Genomic DNA, 23,138 nt, shown 5'->3' on the forward strand with positions numbered 1-23,138 from the left:
GCCCCGTCTTGTTATTTATTGACAATCGCGATCTTTAAGCCTTCCATCTTCAGGTTCGTCTGATGCGCCTCGTTGATCTGCTCCAGTGGGAACTCATGTGTAATGAGGTCATCCATCGGAAGACCGATTGCTTTTGCTCTCTTTAAGAAATCAAATGTTGTAGCATAATCTCTTAATGTATATACCCAGGAACCAACTAATGTGATTTCCTTAGAGCACAGATCAAAGTGTGGGTTGATCGTTGCATCTCCACCATTGATGAAGAATCCTAACTCACAAAGTCCACCGCCGTTACGGATGAACTTGTAGATGTTAGCATGTGCAACAGGAGAACCTGTACACTGGAATGCAAAGTCTGCCGGATGTCCATCGAATGCAGCCTTTACTCCATCTGCCAGAGCTTCGATTCCCTTGAAATCCTTGAAGTTCACAGATTTCTCTGCTCCCATTCTCTTCGCAAAGTCAAGTCTCTTCTGCTCTCCATCTACAGCGACGATGTTCTCAATTCCCATGGTACGCAGAACAGCGATACAAATCAGTCCGATCGGTCCACATCCCTGTACAACGACTCTACTATTGAATCTTAAGATTCCTGTTGTCTTAGCTCTCTCTACAGCGTGGATCAGAACTGCGCAAGGCTCGATCAGGATTCTGGATTTCAGGTCAAGGTCACTTACATTAAATACTGTAGAACCTTCACGAATCAGGATGTAATCTGAGAACCATCCATTCAAGTGGATGTCATCATCAGGAAGCAGTCCGTATACATCAGCTCCGCCTACGTTCTGTTTGTTCAGATCGTACATTGTGATGTCCGGGTCATCCTTAAAGATCATACATGTAACAACCTTGTCTCCGACCTTTAATTCTTTTCCTGCACTGTCAAGCTTTACATTCTTGCCCATCTTTACGATCTCACCAGTTCCCTCGTGTCCAAGAACAACTGGGATAAGTCCGAATGGATCTCTCTTGAATTCGTGAGCGTCTGTTCCGCAGACTCCACATCCTTCTACTTTAACAAGGATGTCTCCGTCGCCGACTTCCGGCATCGGATATTCCTTGATGTCATAATGTTCCAAAGCTGTCAGCATAGCAACGTGAGCTGTCTTCGGAATCTCACCTGCCGGTGCTTGTGTATTTGCAGCAGGAGCAATCTTCTTATCCAGCATACTTTCCAGTACCTGTTTAACGACTGCTTCTACATTTGCAGAATTCATTTCCATTTTATTTCCTCCTGTTTTAGCGAATGCACAGACTGTCTGTCATTACGCAGCGTCTTCTCTTTGTAAATGAGCTTGCACTTGTAAGTCCTTCTCCTGTACGGCTCGCAATCGTAAATGTACAGAAGCCTTCGCCTCCGAATCCGATTGCTGCATAGGATGGACCGTTCTTTACAAGAATTGCTGTGTCGATCGCTTTTGCATATTTTGTGATGTTGTCAACGTTCTTAGAATGGATATGTGCAGAATGTCTGTTGCCGTGCTCCAGCCATACAGCCTGCTCTATCGCATCGTCAAAATCTTTTGCTCTTACAACACCTAAAATCGGCATCATCAGCTCTGTGGCAATCAGCGGGTGTTCCTTCGGGCCTTCAAATGTGATACATCTGATGTTGTCCGGTACTGTAACACCGATCATTCCCAGAAGTGTCTTTGCATCTCTGCCGACACATTTCCTGTTCAGTCTTCCGTCCTTTAAAACAACGGCTGTCAATGCGTCCTGCTCTTCCTTGGAAGCCAGGTAGCATCCCTGCTCAGAAACCATGTAGTGCATCAACTCGTCAACGATAGAATCCACAGCTACGATTTCTTTCTCGGCAATACATGGAAGGTTGTTGTCGAAAGTACAGCCATTCACAATGTCTTCTGCTGCCTTGCGGATATCTGCTGTCTCGTCTACCAGTGCCGGCGGGTTGCCTGCTCCAGCTCCGATTCCTCTCTTGCCTGATGACAGGACTGCGGTAACGACTCCCGGTCCGCCTGTTGCTGCAATCAGATGGATATCTTTATGCTTCATCATAATGTTACTGGATTCCAGCGTCGGCTTCTCAACTGTGCAGGCGATGTTATCAGGTCCGCCCACTTCAATAGAAGCCTCATTGATCATATTGATTGCATAGATCGATGTCTTGATTGCTGCCGGATGTGGGTTGAATACAACTGTATTGCCGCCTGCCAGCATTCCGATCGTGTTGCAGAGAACAGTCTCGCTTGGGTTCGTACAAGGTGTGATCGCTCCGATTACTCCGAATGGTCCCATCTCGATAAGAGTCAGTCCTCTGTCTCCTGACCAGGCTGTTGTTGTGATATCTTCCGTTCCCGGTGTCTTCTCAGCAACTAACTGGTGCTTTAAGATCTTGTGTCCGACATTTCCCATGCCTGTCTCCTCCACGCCCATGCGTGCAAGGATCTCTGCATTCTCTATTGTCTTCTTCCTGATATTTGAAATTATCTTTTCTCTTGCGTCCATGGACATCTTGCCTACAATCTTCTGCGCTTTTTTTGACGCTTCAATTGCTTCGTTCATGTCAGCAAATACACCGTGGCTTCCTGTTACTTCGGAAGCGATCTGCATCTTTGCCATGACTTCGGAAACAATGTCCTGGACCATCTGTTCATTTACAGACACGCTAATACCTCCTTGTTTCTATCGGCACCCAAAGTCTTCTTATTTAAAACTCCGGGGCTTCTATCATTTTTTTGAAAGCATCTTTGCCATAAGCCGCGATTGCAGTATCCTGTTCGGCTGTGCCGCCGCTGACTCCCAAGGCTCCGACTATTTTTCCATCTGCTTCCAACGGTTCTCCACCGCCAAATATTACGATCTTGCCCTCATTCGTGAATTGAATCCCGTATAAAGGCTGTCCCGGCTGGCTCAAACGACCGAGCTCATCTGTGGACATCTTGAGGCTCGCTGAAGTAAATGTCTTGTTGATTGCAATATCAAAACTTGCTATGTAGGCATCATCCATGCACTGAACCGCGACTGGACGCCCAGCCTTGTCGGATACGGCAATGACTGCATTGACACCCATCTCTGCCGCTTTTGCCTTCACCTTTTCAATGAGAGCATTCGCAGTCTTTAAAGTCATCTTATGCTTCTTGCATGTACAGACATGTCCTGGTGCATGATGGTGATGTCCGCCGCTTTCTTTCATCTGATCCAATACTGCTTTCACAGCATTGGTAATATCCTGTTCATTCATAGCAGTCCCCTATTATAGATTACAGTCCTAACTGATCCATGACCTTCTTTGTGATGGATGCAACTAAGTCAGCGTCTGCTGTAGCTTCCGGTGCGCTCTGGCTGCATGCTCCACCACAGCTGTGGCAGCTTGGCTTACCAGCTTTTGCATTTGGGCATACGTTTGCAGGATGCTTTCCTGAAAGTCCCATTTTTCTTCTAATCTCGTACAGCTTGTCCATCTGTTCTTTGTTGAATTCCTGTGGCTCGCCAAGCATCTTTGACTGATACAGAAGACGTGCGTAGAATTCTACGGATTCCATCTTATGGTAAGCGTTCAACAGAGAGTCTGAGTAAGCAAGTGCTCCGTGGTTCTCAAGAAGTACTGCATCAAAATACTGTAAGTGCTCAGATACAGCGTCCGGAATCTCCATTGTAGATGGTGTACCATATTTAGCGATTGGAACACATCCAAGTGCGATAACAGCTTCCGGCATGATCGGCTGTGTCAGAGGAATACCACAGATTGCAAATGTTGTAGCGTACAGTGGGTGAGCATGTACTACTGCATTAACGTCCGGTCTTTCTTTATATACACGCATGTGCATCTTGATCTCGGAAGATGGTCTGAATCCTTTGTTAGCCTGAAGTACATTACCTTCTGCATCTACTTTACAGATATATTCTGGTGTCATAAATCCTTTGCTTACGCCTGTTGGTGTGCATAAGAATTCGTTGTCATTCAGTTTTACAGAGAAGTTACCATCATTGGCAGCAACCATTCCACGGTTGTATACTCTCTTACCGATTTCACACATTTCTTTTTTGATTTCGTATTCGTTTTGCATCCTTTTTTCCTCCTTGGATTCTTAAAACAAAACTTGTTTTTGTTTTATGTTGTTTCTAACTCGATATTACCACATAACCCCACATCAGTCAACTTATTTCTGTGTTGGTTTTGTTGTTTTTTGACAACTATTCAGCCATGCAACAATATTTGCAGTATCTATGTGTGGGAACGTGCTCACTAAGCACAGATTCTACAAATATTACCATACTGAGCTTGCATAAATAAATAGCTGTGCTTTTTATCCTTTTTCTTCTAATTCCCATGGAAGGACGTCTCCATCCTCTTTTAAATACTCCAGAATTTCTGGAATTCCTTCATAATTTTTGGAATCCACATAGAATATTTTCTTACATCCGGTAAGCCTTAACCACCGCTCTGCCCGTTCTACATCTGCCTTTTCATCATGGATCTTAGTCACAATTCCGATTACCTCACGGTTGCACATGGACGTACAGCACGGGGGATATAATGAGTAGGGTTCCGTGGCGGATAATAAGAGTCCTACCACATCAGCTTCATAGGAGTACAGCGCAAGCGCATATCCAAGATGCTTTGTCTGGGCATATTCGCCCGGGGTATCTATGATAACATCGAAGTTATTCACATATTGGGTTTTGTGATACTGGATTTTTTCACCTTTTAACGCCTGAGTCAATGTAGTTTTTCCACATTCGCTCCGGCCCATCAGTACAATTTTCTTCATTGCCTTTAAGTCCTTGTGATTTCACATACGGAGAAGCCCATCTTATCCTTCACGTAATCCAGAACCGCTCGGATCGACGCCTCCACCTCAGAAATCGTACCTGTCACGATCAGTGTCCCGCTGAAACGGTCCACAAATCCCAGCTCGATTCCTGCCGCCTTGGTCGCAATGTCGGCTGCTATGATTGCAGTCTCTGCCGGGCTTATGGTCAGAATACCGATAGCAGACTTGCTGTGTTCCACTCTCGGATCCAATCCCAGCTTCTCATATAGTATGATGTCAGGGCTTGCAATCAAATGGGCAATGGTAATCTCTTTGCCGGGAACCAGTTCCTGAACGATTCTGTCCGGCATCTGCTCATGATTCATCTCTCTTAACCTCCTATCTGACATTCTACTTGTGATGCCTGGGAAGCAATTTCCAGCAGCATCTCCATCTTTTCATTGGCTGGCGGCTCTACATCTCCCATGAGATACGGCCTTTTAAGCCCTTCATATTTATCCTGTCCCAGCCTGTGGTACGGCAGAAGATGCAGCCTCTTTACATTTCCAAGCTTCCTTGTATACTCTGCGATATCCCGGATCTCCTGCGGTGTATCGTTAAAGCCTGGAATCACTGGAACCCGGATACTTAATTCTGTCATTCCCGATTGTGCGATCCGCATCGCATTTTCTAACATCAATTCATTCGAACGTCCTGTAAACTCCTTATGCTTTGCGGGATTCATGTGCTTTATATCCAATAGATACTGGTCTAAATAAGGAAGGATTCCCTCTATCACCTGATAATTTGCGCACCCCATACTCTCAAGGGCGGTGCTGATCCCGGATTCACTCGCGGCTCTTAATAACGCTGTCGCAAATTCAGGCTGGCACAGGCTCTCTCCGCCTGATAATGTCAGGCCGCCGCCTGTCCTGCGGTAATAGGTCCTATCCTTCTCCACCGTCTCCATGACCTCTTCCACTGTGACATCTCTTCCGATGACCTTGTCCTCGCCCTGTACCTTCATCGTCTCGATCTCATATTTCTGCGACTCTGGATTACAGCACCAGCGGCATCTTAGAACACATCCTTTCAAGAAAACGATGGTCCTGATTCCGTTGCCATCATGAATGGAATATCTCTGAATATCAAAAATACGGCCTTTTGTCTTTAAATAGTCCTCCATGCTGTCATCCTTCCCTAGAATCCCTGCTCTGTCCTGCGGATGATGTCATCCTGAAGTGACTTGGACAATGTCGTAAATAATGCACTATATCCGGCGACTCTTACAACCAGGTGCTTGTACTGCTCAGGATGCTTCTGTGCATCTAAAAGCGTCTCGCGGCTTACAACATTGAACTGCATATGGCTTCCCTTCTGGTCAAAGTAAGAACGGACCAGTCCAACAAAATTCTCAAGACCTCTTCTTCCGCTTAATGCAGATGGATGGAACTTCTGGTTAAATAAGGTACCGTTGGATGCGATATAATGATCCAGACGGGATACCGAATTTGCTGCAGCAGTCGGTCCATTCACATCCTTTCCGGCTGATGGAGATACCCCATCGGCAACCGGTGTGTGTGCCAGACGGCCATCTGGTGTAGCCCCGGTTTGTGCTCCCAGCGGAACATTGGCTGAGACGGGATAAAGACCTGCCTGGAACATACCGCCTCTTGGATTTTTGTACTGAAGGAGCGGCTTTGTATAGGTGTAAGCCACATCTCTTGCAAATGCATCGACCTCCGGGATGTCGTTGCCGAATTTCGGAACTTCCTCGATCAGCTTTAAGATGCGCTCACCGCCTGCTTTCACTTCCGGTGCTTCGGATGCGGCTACCACTGTCTTTAAGATCGCAGCGACCTCCCTTTCACCGACAGCCTGTCCTGCTTCCTTCATACTGCCTGCAATTTCAGAAGTAATCGACGCGACATCCTCACTGCTTAAGCCTTTTCCATAATTGGTCGCCAGAGCTTCCTTTAATTCCTTCATGGTAATCTTTTTCTCATCATATACCAGCTTCTTCACCGCATATAATGAATCTGCCATATTAGCAACACCAAATCCCTGCGGTCCGGTGAAGTTATATACTGCTCCACCTTCCTGGACGGTCTTCCCACGTTTTAAGCAGTCATCCACCATTGAGGAAAGGAACGGCAGCGGACATCTCTCTGCATGGGCCATGTCTATCGCGTTGTCTGCATTGACCAGGAGCTTAATCGCATAATCCATCTGAATCTTATATGCATGGTAGAATTCCTCAAAACTCTTCATATCCTCTACCCGGCCTGTCTTAGGTCCGATCTGCACGCCCTTGTCCATTCCATTCGAAAATACAAGCTCCAATGGCCTGCACATATTAAAGAATGCGGCATCATGCCAGCCCTCTGTCTTGCCGGCCTTCTGTGGTTCCACGCAGCCGATGATGTTGTAATCTCTGGCATCCTCCATCGTCAACCCACGGCTTACCAGAGAAGGGATAATGACCTCATCATTATAATATGCAGGAAGGCCGATGCCTGTCCGTGTCAGTTCTGCTGCCTTGATCAGGAACTCATGCGGTGTCCCGTTCCATACCCTGACGGATAAGGACGGCTGTGGAAGAAATACATGCATGGATGCCTGGATGCTCATGAATGAAAGGTCATTCGTCACGTCCACTCCTTCTTCATTCTGTCCCCCCGCGATCAGGTTCTGGAACAGGCTGTAGCCAGCGAATCCTTCTGCAGATACGGCATCACGGCACTTGTTCAAGTCATTTAACTTCACCCAGATACAATCCATCAATTCCTGTGCAAACGCCCGGTCAATCCTTTTGCTGTCGAGATCCTTCTTATAATAAGGATACATATACTGATCAAATCTCCCTGGTGAGATGGAATGGCCGCTGGACTCCAATTGAAGAAGCTGCTGTACGAACCAGAATGACTGACAAGCCTCATAAAAGCCTGTTGCCCCTTTCTCCGGTACGTTCGCACAATTCTGTGCGATTACGAGCAGTTCCTTCTTTCGATTCATATCAGAGCACTTCTCTGCCTCTTCCAATGCCAGTGCTGCATAGCGCCTTGCATATGTAATCACAGCATCGCAGCTTATCATTACTGCTTCCAGGAATCTGGACTTCTTCTGATAGTCTCCATCCGCGATACTAAGCTTTGCCAATTCAGCCTGAGCTTTTTCCTTGATTCCCGAAAAACCGATTGCCAGAACTTCGTCATATTTCACAGTTACATGCCCGACACCATTATAGAAATAGTTGCCCGGTGTAAAAATATTATGTTCTATGGCAAGCAGAGTCTCTGGTTCCATATAGGAAGTTGCCAGTTCACTTGTAGTCTTCCCCTTCCAATATTCATTCGCCTTCTTTAACTCCGCCTTTGCCTTCTCGGAAATATAGAACGGGTCTGCAGATCTTGTCTCTACTGTATCAAACTCCGCCTCCAGCCACTCATAAGAAAACTCCGGGTATGTCTGACAGCCTCTCGGTGCCACCGTCGTACTTCCTACAATCAGTTCCATATCCCGAATGACAATCGGTATATTCTCCAAAATATGCCTGAAAGCCTTCGCGCGACGGATGATGATCGGCTCATTCTCCGTCTGTCTGTACGACTCTGTAATCAGGACTGCCCTTGCAGATTCAATCTCGGGCATCTTTGCATACAGATCATCGACAAGCTTAGATATACGTTCCGACTTGGGTATATCTGTACTGTCATAGGTATATAATCCCATTCGCCGTGTCACTCCTTTCCTTCCTTATATAAATAGCCCTATATAGTCCAATGCTAATTTATATATGATGTAATCCCTTATGAAACATTAGTCGTTCAATAAGCATGGATTTTCAATCTGAGAAGAGCATTTGAGCCTCTCCACCCAGTTGTATTTATTATACTCTTATGCCACTCACAAGTCAACATAAAACAACATTTTACGCAGAATTTATATATATGAATCCAACACAACCCAACATTATTAGTGTTGTTTTTATTTGTTTCATACAGCATTTAGGTCAGTTTTATATTGACAAACAGCTCAAAATCAAGCATACTATATATTATGATGTTGGGAATGAAAGTATTTTCCCCAAGGAACAGACAGAGAGAGTTGCCACACTTACAGGGAAACTCTCACAGAAGTATAAGAAAGGCCACTATTATGCCCTCTTTAGAATTCGATATACATACACATACAATTGCAAGCGGCCACGGTTCAACTGCCACAATCACTGATATGGCCAAAGCTGCCGCTGCCCGCAATTTACAAATGCTCGGAATCACCGATCATGGCCCTGCTACATTAGGTGGAGGGCGTACCTCCTATTTCCGTAGTCTGTCCCATGCACAGCGAATTCGTCTCGGCGTAGAGATGATGTATGGTGCAGAGGTCAATATACTAGATAATAAGGGGAAGCTGGACCTGGAGGATTCCATCCTGGATAAGCTGGATTATGCGATTGCCAGTATACATAAGCCGGTTAAGAAGCCCGGCACAATTGAAGAGAATACGACGGCCTATATTGCAGCAATGCAGCATCCAAAGGTGCGCATCATCGGACACTGTGATGATGTAAAATACCCCGTCGACTACCTCGCCCTTATAAAGGCCGCCATGAAATATGATGTGCTTTTAGAGATCAACAACAGTTCTCTGAGCCCTGATGGTTACCGCGGTGACACAAGATTCAACGACTTGATGATTCTGAATCTGTGCAGACATTTTCATTACCCCGTTGTCCTGGCCAGCGACAGCCATGGAACCAAACACGTGGGTGATTTTGAGCATGCCTTAGAACTTGTCAAGCTCGCAGAGATGCCCGAATCACTCGTCATGAACTACTCCCTGAAAGCCTTTAAGTGCTTCCTCGGAAGGTAGCATACTAAAATCCACAGAATCGGACTTTCAGAATGTAAACCTCATACGGTATCGTATGAGACGCACGTTCTGGAGTCCTATTTTTTTGCAGAAGCTTTTAGGGATCTCTTCCTCCTGATTCACAATCAGCGCATCCAGAGGGATCTCCACAATCTGGCTGAGCGCATAAAAATTGTCCAGAGACGGAAGTGTCTTGCCCTTGAACCAGCCATAAACAGACTGGGGACAGCTCAATCCCAATTGTCGGCACAGGCCCTTTACAGGTATCTTCTCGAACCTGCAGATAAAACGGAGCCACTTACCCGTTCTTTCCATATTGATTCCAGGATAATCCTTTTCCAGCATCTGATCATCTCCCTTTTATAAGAACTCGATTGTCTTAGCCGCATGTTTCCTGAATGTATCTTTGCTTTTATATTTTCATCATACCACACACTTCAAATATGAATCCACTATTTCCTTTGTCAAGCAGTTTGTACCTCAATGACGCAGAAATCTTTTTCTTGTACAATAGAGAAAACGAATCTTATAAAGGAGAAAACTATGGATTCTATTCATTTTGAAGATATCCCATTCGAACAAATCGTGAATCAGGCTTCTGTGCCTGATTTTCCCATGGACCGTCAGGGAACATATACACGCGGGGAGCTCTCCTCCTTTCCTGCATATATGCACGTAGAGCTGGTCAACGGATACTTGATTACACCGCCTTTCGTCCCTTATATACACCAGTGCATCATCACTGAACTGCTATACCAATGGACGCAATATATAAAGGAATACGAACTGCCGATCAAGGCAGTCACTGCTCCCTTTTATTTTTCCCGCAGAGCAGATGACAGAACCGTGCTGCTTCCTGACCTCGCCGTGGTCAGACATCCAGGCAGCATCCTTTGTCCTGATATGAATGTACTGCCTTACTTTACGGTCGAGGTGACGACTCTCGGCACGAACTGTCTGGATCACATCGTAAAAACAAGGATATACAAAGACTGGGGTATCAGAGAATATTGGATCATAAATCCCCAGTCTTCCTATATTGAAACACATCTTTTCCAAGACCCGGAACCGGAGATTATAGAGACCTATCCGTTTGGCGCCTGTATTCCTGTCCGTTCCAATGACGGCCTTTCTATCGATACGTCAGAGTTTCCAGTGGAACAGCATACATAAAAACCGCCCCTTTCTACTCGATATCTATATATCTCGTAGTCCGGGGCGGCTTCTTATCCTACTGAATAGCCGTATTTATTATGCTCTCTTAGAGAGTACATCTTCTTCATATTTTTCAATCTCTGAGAACCAGCCCTCTGCCGGAACGCCGCACTGTGCACAGTACTCTTCCCAGATATCACCGATTGGAAGTGTCTTACACTGTTCCATAACTGCCATCTTCTTACTGAACTGGTTCGTATCCTGGAGCTCTTTGAGCAATGCACTTGGAGTACAGAGCGCATTCAGCAGAGCCTTCTGGAAGCTTCTGAATCCTGTTACCCATGCAGAAACACGGTTGATAGAAGCATCAAAGTAATCCAGAGCGATATAAGTACGTTCCAGTCCGCCCTCACATCGTACGATCTCCTGTGCGATTTCTCTTGTCTCATCATCATACAGAACTACATGGTCAGAATCCCAACGAATCGGACGTGTTACATGAAGAGCGATCTCCGGGAAGAATGTCAAAAGTGCCGGAATCTTATCAGAAACGACCTCTGTCGGATGATAGTGTCCATTATCCATCAGCGGCAGACATTTGTCCACATTCATTGCAGCATAGCTTAAGGCAAATTCTGCAGAACCAACTGTATAAGCCTCTACACCGATACCAAATACCTTAGATTCTACACATGGTTTTACCATCTTCGGATCATATGGCTCGGAAAGAATCTCATCAATTGACTCTTTGTAACGCATTCTTGGTCCCATACGGTCAGCCGGAATATCCTTGTATCCGTCACCTGTCCAGATATTCATGACACAAGGAATCCCTGTCTGCTCTGCAAAGTAGCTAGAGATGCGGATGCAGGCTTTTCCATGCTCGATCCAGAATCTTCTTGTCTCTTCATCCGGGCTTGACAGAGTCAGTCCGTCTTTTACCTTGTCATGTGAGAAGAAAGTCGGGTTGAAGTCAAGTCCCATTCCTCTCTCTTTCGCAAAATCAACCCATTTCTGGAAGTGCTTTGGCTCTAATTTGTCACGGTCAACAAATTCGCCATCCTCAAAAATCGCATAACTTGCATGCACATTGATCTTCTTCATACCAGGCATCAGGCTCATTGCCTTGTCCATATCTGCAAGCAGTTCTTCTGGAGTTCTTGCTTTTCCCGGATAGTTTCCAGTTGTCTGAATTCCTCCTGTCAGAGGGCCGTCATGGTCAAATCCTGTTACATCATCTCCCTGCCAGCAGTGCAGAGATACCGGAACGCTTTTACATTTTTCAATTGCAGCGTCTGTATCCACACCTAATTTTGCATAAATCTCTCTGGCTGATTCATATCTTTCTCTTGTTGTCATGATAAATATCCTCCTTATTTCAAAGGGGTCTGCCCCCTTTGCTCTCTATTGTCAGAATTGTTTTCCTTTTTCATCATAGTTCTTGATGTCAAAGGACTGGTTGATGCAGTTTCTTGCCTCTGGCAGGCTGGCAAATACGCCGTCATGCAACATCTGTACAGTGATGTTACCAATCGCAGTCGCCTCAGTCGGACCTGCTGATACCTTCTTACCGGTATATTTTGCCGTCAGCTCATTGAGATATCCGGCATTTGCGCCGCCTCCGATCACGTAGATGGTATCATATGTATTTCCTGTTGCTGCTTCAATCTCCTGCACGGTATCTCCATAGCATTTTGCAAGGCTGTTGTAGATCACTGCGGCAATCTCGCCTACTGTCTGCGGCACGGGCTGGTCTGTATTCCTACAGAATTCCTGTACTGCCTGAATCATGCTGTTCGGTGCAAGGAAGCAGTCATCATTACAGTCTACGATAGATGTAATACTCTCCTTGGATGCCCTCTCACAGATCTCCCCAAAGGATAAGTCTTCGTCAAATTCCTTCTTTACAGATTGAATCATCCATAATCCCATGATGTTCTTTAAGTAGCGGTAACGATGATCATATCCGCCTTCATTGGTAAAATTGGCCTTCATGCTTTCCATGGAGCATTCTGCTTCTTTTCTCTCGATGCCCATCAAAGACCATGTTCCTGAACTGATATAAATTGCATTATCATCATTAGTCGGAACTGCCAGAACTGCGGACCCTGTATCATGTGTTGCCGGAAGAACCACAGTACAGTCAAATCCAACTTCTTCCTGAATCGCCTTTGTAAAATTGCCAACAACTGTACCTGGCATCGAAACCGGCTGGAACATCTTGGAATTATATCCCAGCATTTCAATCAATTCATAATCCCAGTCATTCGTCTTCGGATCAATCAGTTGACCTGTTGTTGCATTGGTATATTCCATCTTCTTGACACCAGTCAGCAGGAAATGGAAATAATCTGGAATCATCAGGATTGCCTCAGCCTGCTCTAGATACCCAGGATGCGTCTCTTTCACAGCCATAAGCTGATAAATCGTATTGAAGATCTGCTTCTGAATTCCAGTCCTTGCATACAGATCCTCCAGTGAAATCTTCTCATAGACCTTCTGGTCCATCCCATTCGTACGGCTGTCGCGATACCCCACTGTGTCTCCAAGAATCTTGTCGTCTTTATCAAGCAGCACGTAATCCACACCCCAAGTGTCGATTGCCATAGAGACTGGAATCTTACCGATTTCCTTACACTTCTTCAGACCGTTCTTAATCTCAGTGAACAGCCGCTCTACATCCCAGCATAAGGTACCGTCCTTATTATCCATCCCATTCGGGAAGCGGTATACTTCCTCAAGCTGCATTTTTCCGTCTTTCATAGAAGCGAGCATGTGGCGTCCGCTGGATGCCCCAATATCAACGGCCAAATAATACTTCTCCATTTTGTGCCTCCTTTACATCTTTTCAAATCTACCTTTATTATAATTGTTGAAAGCCCACAAAAAAAGGACGCTATTTATCTAAAATAGTGTCCTTATTTGCAGTTCACCCCGCACTTATTTTCTGCGGATATAGCTCTCGATTCTATCCCTATCCTCCAAAGACCGCCTTATCTTCCAAAAACATGCCTTAAGAAATTCACTGAATTCCTTGCATCGGCATCTAATCTCTCCTGATCGGCATCCGGGATCATCTCACGCCATATCTTAATATCACTTCCGATACCTCCCCCTGGCAGTACAAACGGCTCCATCACGACACTCCCGTCATAATGTACCCGATCCAATGCTTTTCCGATCTCGGCCCACGGGATATTCCCCTTACCAGGCACTCTTCTGTTATTTTCCCCCACATGAAAATGTCCCAGCTTGTCTCCTGCTGTCAGAATCGCATCGGGCATACTGTCCTCCTCTATGTTCATATGGAAGGTATCTAACATGACCTTGACTGCAGGAGTCCCCACTTCCTCCACGAACTGCACGGCCTCCTTTGCGGTATTCAACAGATAGCCCTCGAACCTGTTCAATACCTCCAGACAATAATCTACTCCACAGTCACCTGCAATCTCAGAAACAGTCCTTACATTTCTTACACTTCTCTCCCAATCTCCACGCTTATCAATCGGTCTGGAATAATCTACCGGCCAGTAGGAATAGATTCCGCCACCCAGCGTATGGATATTGAGATATTCCAGCTTCTTAAGAATATCCGTGTAAAATTCAATCGCATGTTTTACAACAGACTCATCCGCAGAACCCAAATTCTCCTCTGCTGCCGGCCCATACCCTGCTGTAAGGATCATATCATATTCCCTGGCTGCATCCTTGAACCGGTCCAGACCTGCCTTATCGATATTTTTCAGCGCTGCACAGGAAAGCTCCAGGATGTCAAATCCTAACTCCTTCGCTTTCTTAATATAACTGGCCTGATCTGCATCCCATTCCTTCTCCCAATACGCAAAATAAATTCCATATTTCATCGCTTTTCCTCCCGAATCTTTCTCTTCTTTCCCAATCTAATGCTTTCTGGCTTCTCTCACAACTTTCTGCTTTGTTCCTGATTCCCTTTCAATTTCAGTCTAGGCAGCTATTCGAAATCCAATTTGCTGCTTCCTTGATAAGGTTAAAATAAGCCTCCGTAATCCCACACTCCCCTATCTCCCTCGGATTTGGGACTCCTTTTTTCTGATCTCCATGATAATCTGACCCGCCGGACATGATTTTTACTTTCTCTTCGTAATTCTCCCTGATATATGCTTCTACCTCTTCCTTTGTAAGTGACCCATCATAACTGGTCTTATCATAAGTGTAGCAAGCCTCTATCCCGTCCAATCCAACCTCCACGAGTTCATCGATATAGCTTTTGCGATCCATCGTCCTGCCATCCTTCACGACCTGATCACTGATCAGGAATGGATGTGCGAGTATGGCAATTCCTCCAGTTCTGTGGACTTCCCTGATCACGTTCTTCGGATCCGGCTTCCGGCGTTTGATCTGGTATCTCTTGGTATTCTTCACCAACATCTTTGCCTCACCCCAACTATTCGCATATCCTTTCTGTGCCATCAGCTCAAAAATCATCTTCTTAAGCACATGTCTCTCCTCGATCGGCTGCCCGCTGTTAAAAAGGACCTCCTCCCAGGACATCTCCATCCCATTCTCACGAAGACGCTCCATCAGCTTTTTATACCCTTCCACTCTGGAAACAGCCACTTCATCCTCAAGCCCTTCAAACCATGCATCCTTCCAGTCACATCCAAGGCAGATGATATGGACATCTTCCACCTCTGTATCACAGGAGATTTCTGTTCCCAGAAGCAGTGTGATTCCAAGAGATGCTGCATATTCTGTCAAGCTTCCCAGTCTGCCATGCTCATCTGTATACCCATCCTTAGGCACAATATCATGATCCGTCAGTGCCAGTACCTTCACCCCGAGTCCTGCTGCCCGGCGAATCACTTCTTCGGGAGTATCCGCCCCATCGGAACGTGTAGTGTGAGTATGAAGGTCACATTCATAATTTGCCTGTATCATTTTTCCACGATCCTTTCTTTCACTGCTCAATTTATATTCTGTATATATATGAAGAAAAAGCGAAGACCTCCCGTCCCCGCTCATCCTACAATTTTTCTCTGTATTCCTTGGGGCTCATCCCATACTTTTCCTTAAACTTCCGGTAGAAATAACTGGTATTGTCATATCCGACCGACTCTATAATATCCAGGATGGGCAGTGTACTGCTCCCCAAAAGATACAAAGCCTGATTCATCCGTTTTGCCTGTAGAAGTTCCTTATAAGTCTTGCCCGTCCTCTTCTTGATCTCCCGGCTGAGCCAGTATACATCATATCCCATCATGTCTGCCAGCTCGGAAAGGCTTCCGTTTTTATAATGCTCCTCCACATAGCTGAGCACCACCCCGGTCAGTTCCTTATCAAACCCACTGCTTCCTGTCTCCATTTTATCCATATGATTCAGAAGCTGGAGCAGAAGAAGTCCCATCGTGATCTGATTACAGCTCCGTTTGTTGGAAATATCATAAAAGATGGTCCAGACCATATTTTCCACCAAATTCTGGATGGGCAGGATATCTGCAACATGAAAATAAAGATAAGAGGTCGCATCATTTTTCCCGCAGAGCGAACCAACGAGGAATTCCTTAAGCAGATTATCCTCCTCCCCCATCATGGAGAATGCCATATTAAAGAACTCCGGCAGGATAATAAAGTTCACCGCAATATCCCGCTCCTTTGCAGGCAGGATTTCCTGTACTGCATTCTGGTTCAGGAATAAAAGGTCCCCCTCCTCGAGAATCACCTGATCGCCGTCAATAATATGGCTGGTCGTGCCCTGGCACATATAGATGACTTCCACATAATTATGACGGTGTTTTGGAAAATGCACAAAACGAGTATGAGGCCTCACCTGAATCAGCTTACCTCTTTTCAGAAGCTTCTCGCAGTCCACGATCAGCTCCTTTTTTTCCGTATACAGATGCGGGTCGATTCCTTCTCTTCCAGCTAAAATCTTTTGTTCTTCTTCCGTGATTACTGATAATTCCTTCAATAGTTCAGAATGCATCCACTCACCTATTTCTCATCTGCGATTTCTTTTGCCAGTTCCATGTACTCCGCAGCACTCCTGCTGCTCTTTTTGTATGCCATGATCGGTACATTATTATCCTGCGACCATTCAATCCCGCTGTCCACACGGATATATGTATCAAATACCTTCACATTATCCAGTTGCTTTAATGACTCCAACGTCTGTTTGAAATAATTCTTTCTGGTATCCACCTTGGTGATCACAATGCCCCCCAATCGCAGGTCCGGGGTAATCTGCTTTACTTCCTCAAGGAACTCAAACATATTCCCCAGGCCAAAAAGCCCCCATGGAGTCGATTCCACTGGGATGATCACCTCATCGGAAGCACATAGGATGTTCATCACCCATCCTCCCAAAGTCGGCGGAGCGTCAATCAATATGTAATCGTATTCCCCGGATTCCCTGATTTTAGAAAGACATTTTCTCAGGATGAACTCCCTCTGCCATTTCGTGAACAGCTCGTACTCAATAGAACTCATCAAGGTCGAGGAAGGAATCAGGTCCAGTCCTTCATATGGAGAATGCACAATATACCCTGTCAGGTCGTCCTGTTTCTTAATCCCTTCATACAGATTCCTGTCTCCCTGCGCAAATGCAAGCACCTGGTCCTCATCAAAAAGTGACAGCGAAAGATTCAACTGCATGTCCCCGTCAATCAAAAGAACTTTATTTCCAAGCTGCGTCAGTCCATAGCCCACATTCGAGCACGTGGTCGACTTCCCGCTGCCTCCTTTGTTATTCGCAAAACATATCACTTTCGTCTTTCTCATCTCGTACCTCCTGGAGGTTTTTCAAAGGGGTCTGACCCTTTTGCTCTCCATATTCAGAATATTCTTAAGTTATACACAATTCATTTCTATCCGTTTACCATTATATCATGGTTGATCCTTCTGTAAAACTCTCTTTTCATCTCCTCATATCCGCTGTAAGGCCTTGCCATCAGCCACATCGCCTTTGTCAGAGTAGCTTCCAGAGTCATGTCATAAGTTTCCAGAAGGTCGAAATCCTGTTTTACCTTCTTCCCGACTTCGTAGACCATCATGTTGCTGCCCTCTTTTACGACCTGAGTCGCCACGATCGCCAGCTTCCCACGGGATTCCCAATCTTTCATGACTTCATAGAACTTATCTACCAGATATTCAGGTATTCCTCCAACACCAAAGCTCTCGATCACGATACATTGGTACTTTTCAAATACATAATCCAGGATATCAGGTCCAAGTCCCGGAACCAGCTTTAATACGTAAATACTATTGTTCATTTCATGAAAAAACTGAACATCGCCCTCATATTCCTCCGGCGGGATATACCGAATCACTTTCTGATCCTGTACAACTGCCGGATAGGGAAAGTTGATGCTGGAAAAAGCATTGTAGCTCTTTGCCCGTTCCTTCTTGGCACGGGTACCGACGATGACCTTTCCATCAAATACAATGTTGACATCCCTGGAACCATCATCCGCTGCATAGATAAAGCTGTCCAGAAGATTGATTCTGGCATCCGTATTCTCCACGTCGATCGGCTTCTGCGCTCCTGTGATCACGATCGGCTTTCTGGAATTCTGTATCATATAGGATAATGCCGCGGCTGTGTAGGCCAGCGTATCTGTTCCATGACACACTACGAACCCGTCATAGTCCTCATAATGTTCCTCGATTGCTCTGCTCATCATGCTCCAGTGCTTTGGCGTCACATTGGTACTGTCCACATTGCACACCTGAATCGTGTGTACCTCACATACGTCTTTCACATCTGGGATATATCCGACCAGTTCCTTCGGCGTAATCGCAGGACTTAGTCCTTCATCCGTATGTTTGCACGCAATCGTACCGCCCGTTCCCAACATCAAAATTCGTTTCTTCATCATAATCTGCCCCCAGATTCTATTATTTTATCAATGATATTTTTTATCTTTTAACTATTTGTATTTTATGTGCCTCTGACAAACCTCTGTCCCTGTAATTTTTTGTTCTGATTACCATTCTAGCGAAGCTGGTTCACTGCCGAAATTCTTCTCCACAAGATTACAGTATTCCTCAAAGGCCGGAACCCCTCCAAATTCCACCTGCAAGGCATCCCGGATTCCTTTGTAATACCAGCCGATCGCGGCCTTACTGTTCATGCGGAACCGTCTCCAAAGGTCTTCCCCAAACACAGGGTAATCCCTGTCAATATCCCTCATATTAGACAGTTTATCCGCCAATCCAATCATCTGGACATCCCTGGGAGCCCCCTTCAAATGGCGGATGGTGGTCCCTTTCCTCTCCTCCCAGGATCTGGATTTGTCCTCGCTCTCCTGCAGGACCATGGATGCCACCCGTTCCCCAAATTTCTCTTTTAACACCTCTTTTGTAACCCCGGCACAATCTTCGATCGTGTCATGAAGTACTGCCGCACAGATAACCTCCTCGTCCTGTGTCATGGTTGCCACAATATCTGCCACTTCAATTGGATGCACAATGTAGGGACGTTTTGTCCCTTTCCGGTACTGTCCTTTATGTGCCCTTGTTGCAAATTCAATGGCTTCATCAATCATTCTTAGGTTCCTCCTCAATGCCTTCCCGCAGTCTTGCCTTTTCCTTCTTATGGAACAAAGCATAGATACACGGTACCACAAACAGTGTTAACACAGTTCCATATATGAGACCGCCGATCGTCACGATCGCCATCGGCTGTACCATATCCGCTCCCGAGCCGAATCCCAGTGCCATCGTTGACAGCCCCAGAATCGTAGTCAGCGCCGTCATAATAATCGGGCGCAGCCTCGTCCTTCCTGCTTCCACCAAAGCCTCCTGCTGCTCTGTCCCCATTGCAGTCAGTTGGTTCGTATAATCAATGAATACAATACCATTATTAACAATAATTCCAGATAACATAACAAATCCTACCATTGCGATGACACTGACCGGACTTCCTGTCATCCACAATCCGAATAAACCTCCCGTAAATGCAAGCGGCACCGTAAACATGACAATAAACGGAGACCGTAAGGACTGGAACTGCGCAACCATGATCAAATACATGAATACCACTGCAAGCCCCAACATTTTCAGCAGCTCTGTCATGGTCTCGTTGATTGTCTCATCCTCACCCTTCATTTCAATTGTATAGCCCTCTGGCAGTTCATAATTTTTTAATGCTTTTTCCACACGGCTGCTCACGAGACCGATATTATCCCCCTCTTCTACCTCTGCCGTCACATTGATATAGCGGCTCTGTGCATCCCGGGAAATGGACTGCAGGCCATATCCTGTCTCAAACGATGCAATATCCTTTAATGCTACCTGCTCAGCAGTCCCATCCTGCTTTGTTACATTCAGCTTCATATTTTGAATTGCCTCACGTGTCAGATCCTGATTCTTCTGCTCCACGACTACAATTCCAATAGATGCTGTATCCGTATCCAGATTCGTCATGGAGGACGGGTCCTTTAACTTCTTCGCAAGTTCCTGATATACCTGGGCCACTGTCAGATTATGTGATACCGCTTTTTCTTTATCTACTACGACTCTGAGTTCTTCCGTTGTATCATCCATCCCGTCGGAAACATTTTTCGTTCCCTTCACATCTTTTAGAATAGCAGCGATCTCCTTTGCAGACTTTTGAAGCTGATCCAGCTCCCGCCCTTTGATCTGCACTGAAATTCCAGAAGATCCTAGAGCGCTCATATCCATATTAGACATACTGAGGGATAATTCCACTCCCTCCTTCTCTGCGATCTTCTCAATTGCCTTTTGCAGCTTCTCATCTGACATAGAGCGCTTCTCGGATAACAGTGCGTAGAACTCGACCTGATTGTTGACAGTTGTACCGCTGCCCATCATACCGCCCGACATCGCCATACCACCAACATCTCCGATGTCCTTTAACTTCTGAAGCTCTGCTGTAAATGTATCTGCCGCCTTTGCTGTATCCTCCAGGGACGTCCCCTTCGGTGTTGTGATCGACATGCTGATCTGTGTACTCTGCATATCCGGCATGAACGCGGTTCCTCTGGACATTGCCAGCACTCCGCTCAATACGAACAATGCCATCGCGCCGATCAGTACTGCCGGCTTGAATCGAAGAGCAGCACGTAGCAGCTTTTCATAAGCATCTTTCAAATGCTGGAAAAATCCAGATTCCTTCTGATCTGTCCTGCGCAGTGTCCCCGCGGACATCATCGGCACTAATGTCAACGCCACCACAAGGCTGGCGAGCAGCGAATAAGCAATCGTCAGTCCCATGTCGACAAATAGCTGCCTTGCAATACCTTCTGTAAATACAATCGGAAGAAATACACATACCGTCGTCAGAGTGGACGCCATGATTGCGCCTGCTACCTGCTGTGCTCCCTTGATTGCTGCCTCTTTTGCCGATGCATGCTCTTCGTTCCTCATACGATAGATATTCTCGATCACAACGATTGAGTTATCTACCAGCATCCCCACTCCAAGCGCCAATCCTGAAAGTGAGATGACATTCATCGTCACTCCGCTGAAATACATCAGGACAATCGCAGTCATGATACTGATTGGAATGGAACAAGCAATTACAAAGGTCGGCCTGATATCCTTGAGGAACAGCAGCAAAATGAGGATTGCCAGGATTGCACCAAATACCAGATTCTGTAAAACAGAGCCGATGACCATGTCAATATAGACGCCCTGGTTCATCAGAATGACCACGCGGATGTCTTGATTCTCCTTTTTAATCTGCTCGAACCGATCTAAGATCCGGTCCGTCACCTCACCGGTGGAATATCCTGTTTGCTTCTGAATCTGGAACAGGATTCCGTTCTCTCCATTTAATTTCGCATAGGTCTCTGCCGCATCATCAATACGCTCTACATCTGCCACATCCGAAAGCTTGATCGGGCTGATTCCCTCCATATCTACCAGAACAAGATTCTTTAACTCTTCTATAGAAGTAAACTTATCTCCCACCCGGATCAGATAATCGATTCCGTCCTCATTCACATATCCGGCTGGCATATTAAAGTTCTGTGCACTCAAGATTCCTTGTATCGTCTCTGCGGTAAGCATCGACTTTACATTCGCACTTGCTTTTGCCTGTTCCTTGGCTGCTTTCAGTTCCTCTTCTTTGCCCTTGATCTCAGATTCCCCTACTGCAAGCTGCGCGGATGCCTGACTCATCTGAAGAGCCGCCTCTAACTGCGCCGTACTCAACTGTGCTCTCGCCTGGGCAAGACTGAGCGTTCCCGCATTCAACTGCTCCTGCACCTGCTCCAGCATCGCTCTCGCCTGGGCAAGCTCTGCCTGCTTGTCGGCAATCGTCTGTCTTCCTTCTGCTACCTGCGCCAGTCCCTGCTCAATTGCAGCCATTGACTGGTCGTACTGCTCCAACAGAGCAAGCTTGCCTGCCAGTGTTGCCTGAGCAATTTGAAGCTCCGACGTCTCCCCATTTTCCTGGATCGCCTGAAGAACCTGCTGATATTCTAACTCAATCTGTTCCCGATTCGCATTGAGATCTTCCAGTTCCTGCTTCTGTTCATTCAAAGCCTGTTCGCTGGCATCGATCTGAGCCTGGAATTGCTCCAGTGCTGCCTCTGCCACCTCCAGCTCACTCAGCTTCGTATTGACCTCCAACTGTCCCTGCGTCAATTCAGCATCTCCCTGGGCCAATTGCTCTTCTGCCTCTGCCATCTGACCGGATGCCGCAGACTTTCCAGCCTCCATCTGGGCTTTCCCTTCCGCCATCTGGGACTTCGCCTGGTCAAGGGCATCGGTTGCTTCCGCAAACTTTTTGTCCAGTTGATTCTGGACGGAACCGTCCACACTGCTGACTTTATCCTCTTTTACCGTAATACGGATGGTCTCCTCAATATCTCCGAATGTAGTGACTGATGCCACGCCCTCCAGACTCTCTATCTCGGGAAGTACCTCCTCCTGTATCACCCGGGTCGTCTCTGCCGGCTCAGCCCCATCCACACTGACCGCCGGAATCATGACCGGCATCATCGTCGGATTCAGCTTCATGATGATAGGATTCCCTACTGTATCCGGCCAGTAACCACTGATCTGGTCCAGGCTCTCACGCATCTCAATCGTTGCGGAATCCATGTTCGCAGTCTGCTCGAATTCCAGAATGACGGTAGATGCATTCTCCCGGGAGGAAGAACTGACATGACTGATATTACTGATTGTAGACATGGCCTGCTCCACAGGCTTCGTGACTGTCGTCTCCACCTCCTCCGGGCTCGCCCCCGGATACGTCGTCATCACAACGGCATAGGGAAGATTCATATCCGGCAGAAGATCCACTGTCATTTTATCGAAGGATACGAACCCCAGAATCAGAATTAATACAACAGCTACAACTACTGTATAGGGTCTCTTTACGCTGAACTTAGATAACATTATGTCTACCTCTTTTTCTTCTTTTCAGGGGGCTTGTCCTGTCTG

20 protein-coding genes are annotated in these 23,138 nt (G+C 46.2%); 2 read left to right on the forward strand and 18 right to left on the reverse strand.

The window, feature by feature from the left end:
• Positions 1-11 precede the first annotated feature (11 nt).
• From HGO97_RS04670 to HGO97_RS04705, 8 genes are all read right to left on the reverse strand, one after another.
• Positions 12-1,223, reverse strand: coding sequence for a zinc-dependent alcohol dehydrogenase (locus tag HGO97_RS04670; RefSeq protein WP_168866736.1), 1,212 nt, complete (start codon positions 1,221-1,223; stop codon positions 12-14).
• Between the two features lie 16 nt (positions 1,224-1,239).
• Positions 1,240-2,628, reverse strand: coding sequence for an aldehyde dehydrogenase family protein (locus HGO97_RS04675; RefSeq protein WP_216239926.1), 1,389 nt, complete (start codon positions 2,626-2,628; stop codon positions 1,240-1,242).
• Between the two features lie 43 nt (positions 2,629-2,671).
• The gene (locus tag HGO97_RS04680; protein WP_216239928.1) at positions 2,672-3,205 is read right to left on the reverse strand and encodes a GlcG/HbpS family heme-binding protein; all 534 of its coding nucleotides are present in this window, start codon (positions 3,203-3,205) and stop codon (positions 2,672-2,674) included.
• 19 nt (positions 3,206-3,224) lie between these two features.
• The gene (locus tag HGO97_RS04685; RefSeq protein ID WP_216239930.1) at positions 3,225-4,031 is read right to left on the reverse strand and encodes a class II aldolase/adducin family protein; all 807 of its coding nucleotides are present in this window, start codon (positions 4,029-4,031) and stop codon (positions 3,225-3,227) included.
• 240 nt (positions 4,032-4,271) lie between these two features.
• Positions 4,272-4,736, reverse strand: coding sequence for a EutP/PduV family microcompartment system protein (locus HGO97_RS04690; RefSeq protein WP_216239931.1), 465 nt, complete (start codon positions 4,734-4,736; stop codon positions 4,272-4,274).
• Positions 4,737-4,741: 5 nt separating this feature from the next.
• On the reverse strand, positions 4,742-5,104 hold the full coding sequence (locus HGO97_RS04695) for a BMC domain-containing protein (RefSeq protein WP_216239932.1): 363 nt from the start codon (positions 5,102-5,104) through the stop codon (positions 4,742-4,744).
• A 5-nt stretch (positions 5,105-5,109) separates the two neighbouring features.
• The gene (locus HGO97_RS04700; protein ID WP_216239933.1) at positions 5,110-5,904 is read right to left on the reverse strand and encodes a glycyl-radical enzyme activating protein; all 795 of its coding nucleotides are present in this window, start codon (positions 5,902-5,904) and stop codon (positions 5,110-5,112) included.
• Positions 5,905-5,918: 14 nt separating this feature from the next.
• Complete coding sequence (locus HGO97_RS04705; protein WP_216239934.1) at positions 5,919-8,450, reverse strand: glycyl radical protein; 2,532 nt, start codon at positions 8,448-8,450, stop codon at positions 5,919-5,921.
• Positions 8,451-8,876: 426 nt separating this feature from the next.
• On the opposite strand from HGO97_RS04705, the gene HGO97_RS04710 reads away from it, so the two are divergent.
• The gene (locus HGO97_RS04710; protein ID WP_216239935.1) at positions 8,877-9,593 is read left to right on the forward strand and encodes a phosphatase; all 717 of its coding nucleotides are present in this window, start codon (positions 8,877-8,879) and stop codon (positions 9,591-9,593) included.
• A gap of 27 nt (positions 9,594-9,620) precedes the next feature.
• Here the strand turns inward: HGO97_RS04710 and HGO97_RS04715 are convergent, their stop codons facing one another.
• A complete protein-coding gene (locus HGO97_RS04715; RefSeq protein WP_216239936.1) occupies positions 9,621-9,938 on the reverse strand; it encodes a helix-turn-helix domain-containing protein in 318 nt (105 codons plus the stop codon).
• A 198-nt stretch (positions 9,939-10,136) separates the two neighbouring features.
• On the opposite strand from HGO97_RS04715, the gene HGO97_RS04720 reads away from it, so the two are divergent.
• Positions 10,137-10,766 (forward strand): Uma2 family endonuclease, encoded by a 630-nt coding sequence (locus HGO97_RS04720; protein WP_216239937.1) that lies wholly within the window; start codon positions 10,137-10,139, stop codon positions 10,764-10,766.
• Between the two features lie 78 nt (positions 10,767-10,844).
• On the opposite strand, the gene HGO97_RS04725 is transcribed toward HGO97_RS04720, so the two are convergent.
• The 9 genes from HGO97_RS04725 to HGO97_RS04765 form a co-directional block, all read right to left on the reverse strand.
• On the reverse strand, positions 10,845-12,107 hold the full coding sequence (locus HGO97_RS04725; protein WP_216239939.1) for an L-rhamnose isomerase: 1,263 nt from the start codon (positions 12,105-12,107) through the stop codon (positions 10,845-10,847).
• Between the two features lie 51 nt (positions 12,108-12,158).
• On the reverse strand, positions 12,159-13,574 hold the full coding sequence (gene rhaB / locus HGO97_RS04730; RefSeq protein ID WP_216239940.1) for a rhamnulokinase: 1,416 nt from the start codon (positions 13,572-13,574) through the stop codon (positions 12,159-12,161).
• Between the two features lie 167 nt (positions 13,575-13,741).
• The gene (locus HGO97_RS04735; protein ID WP_216239942.1) at positions 13,742-14,611 is read right to left on the reverse strand and encodes a D-psicose 3-epimerase; all 870 of its coding nucleotides are present in this window, start codon (positions 14,609-14,611) and stop codon (positions 13,742-13,744) included.
• A 94-nt stretch (positions 14,612-14,705) separates the two neighbouring features.
• Positions 14,706-15,665, reverse strand: coding sequence for a PHP domain-containing protein (locus HGO97_RS04740; RefSeq protein ID WP_216239943.1), 960 nt, complete (start codon positions 15,663-15,665; stop codon positions 14,706-14,708).
• Positions 15,666-15,750: 85 nt separating this feature from the next.
• Positions 15,751-16,710, reverse strand: coding sequence for an AraC family transcriptional regulator (locus HGO97_RS04745; RefSeq protein WP_216239944.1), 960 nt, complete (start codon positions 16,708-16,710; stop codon positions 15,751-15,753).
• An 8-nt stretch (positions 16,711-16,718) separates the two neighbouring features.
• A complete protein-coding gene (locus HGO97_RS04750) occupies positions 16,719-17,504 on the reverse strand; it encodes a ParA family protein (RefSeq protein WP_216239945.1) in 786 nt (261 codons plus the stop codon).
• Between the two features lie 86 nt (positions 17,505-17,590).
• A complete protein-coding gene (locus tag HGO97_RS04755; protein ID WP_216240255.1) occupies positions 17,591-18,598 on the reverse strand; it encodes an asparaginase in 1,008 nt (335 codons plus the stop codon).
• A 111-nt stretch (positions 18,599-18,709) separates the two neighbouring features.
• A complete protein-coding gene (locus HGO97_RS04760; protein ID WP_216239946.1) occupies positions 18,710-19,270 on the reverse strand; it encodes an HD domain-containing protein in 561 nt (186 codons plus the stop codon).
• A complete protein-coding gene (locus HGO97_RS04765) occupies positions 19,263-23,093 on the reverse strand; it encodes an efflux RND transporter permease subunit (protein WP_216239947.1) in 3,831 nt (1,276 codons plus the stop codon). The genes HGO97_RS04760 and HGO97_RS04765 overlap by 8 nt, the downstream gene beginning before the upstream one ends.
• Positions 23,094-23,138 lie beyond the last annotated feature (45 nt).

The sequence above is a fragment of the Faecalicatena faecalis genome (assembly GCF_012524165.2).
GTDB classification, from domain to species: Bacteria; Bacillota; Clostridia; order Lachnospirales; family Lachnospiraceae; genus Faecalicatena_A; species Faecalicatena_A faecalis.

Bases quoted from the DNA above. Each gene is read 5' to 3' on its own strand.
- HGO97_RS04670 (WP_168866736.1), bottom strand. From the start codon at position 1,223: ATGGAAATGAATTCTGCAAATGTAGAAGCAGTCGTTAAACAGGTACTG.
- HGO97_RS04680 (WP_216239928.1), bottom strand. From the start codon at position 3,205: ATGAATGAACAGGATATTACCAATGCTGTGAAAGCAGTATTGGATCAG.
- HGO97_RS04685 (WP_216239930.1), bottom strand. From the start codon at position 4,031: ATGCAAAACGAATACGAAATCAAAAAAGAAATGTGTGAAATCGGTAAG.
- HGO97_RS04690 (WP_216239931.1), bottom strand. From the start codon at position 4,736: ATGAAGAAAATTGTACTGATGGGCCGGAGCGAATGTGGAAAAACTACA.
- HGO97_RS04695 (WP_216239932.1), bottom strand. From the start codon at position 5,104: ATGAATCATGAGCAGATGCCGGACAGAATCGTTCAGGAACTGGTTCCC.
- HGO97_RS04700 (WP_216239933.1), bottom strand. From the start codon at position 5,904: ATGGAGGACTATTTAAAGACAAAAGGCCGTATTTTTGATATTCAGAGA.
- HGO97_RS04705 (WP_216239934.1), bottom strand. From the start codon at position 8,450: ATGGGATTATATACCTATGACAGTACAGATATACCCAAGTCGGAACGT.
- HGO97_RS04710 (WP_216239935.1), top strand. From the start codon at position 8,877: ATGCCCTCTTTAGAATTCGATATACATACACATACAATTGCAAGCGGC.
- HGO97_RS04715 (WP_216239936.1), bottom strand. From the start codon at position 9,938: ATGCTGGAAAAGGATTATCCTGGAATCAATATGGAAAGAACGGGTAAG.
- HGO97_RS04720 (WP_216239937.1), top strand. From the start codon at position 10,137: ATGGATTCTATTCATTTTGAAGATATCCCATTCGAACAAATCGTGAAT.
- HGO97_RS04725 (WP_216239939.1), bottom strand. From the start codon at position 12,107: ATGACAACAAGAGAAAGATATGAATCAGCCAGAGAGATTTATGCAAAA.
- rhaB (WP_216239940.1), bottom strand. From the start codon at position 13,574: ATGGAGAAGTATTATTTGGCCGTTGATATTGGGGCATCCAGCGGACGC.
- HGO97_RS04735 (WP_216239942.1), bottom strand. From the start codon at position 14,611: ATGAAATATGGAATTTATTTTGCGTATTGGGAGAAGGAATGGGATGCA.
- HGO97_RS04740 (WP_216239943.1), bottom strand. From the start codon at position 15,665: ATGATACAGGCAAATTATGAATGTGACCTTCATACTCACACTACACGT.
- HGO97_RS04745 (WP_216239944.1), bottom strand. From the start codon at position 16,710: ATGCATTCTGAACTATTGAAGGAATTATCAGTAATCACGGAAGAAGAA.
- HGO97_RS04750 (WP_216239945.1), bottom strand. From the start codon at position 17,504: ATGAGAAAGACGAAAGTGATATGTTTTGCGAATAACAAAGGAGGCAGC.
- HGO97_RS04755 (WP_216240255.1), bottom strand. From the start codon at position 18,598: ATGAAGAAACGAATTTTGATGTTGGGAACGGGCGGTACGATTGCGTGC.
- HGO97_RS04760 (WP_216239946.1), bottom strand. From the start codon at position 19,270: ATGATTGATGAAGCCATTGAATTTGCAACAAGGGCACATAAAGGACAG.
- HGO97_RS04765 (WP_216239947.1), bottom strand. From the start codon at position 23,093: ATGTTATCTAAGTTCAGCGTAAAGAGACCCTATACAGTAGTTGTAGCT.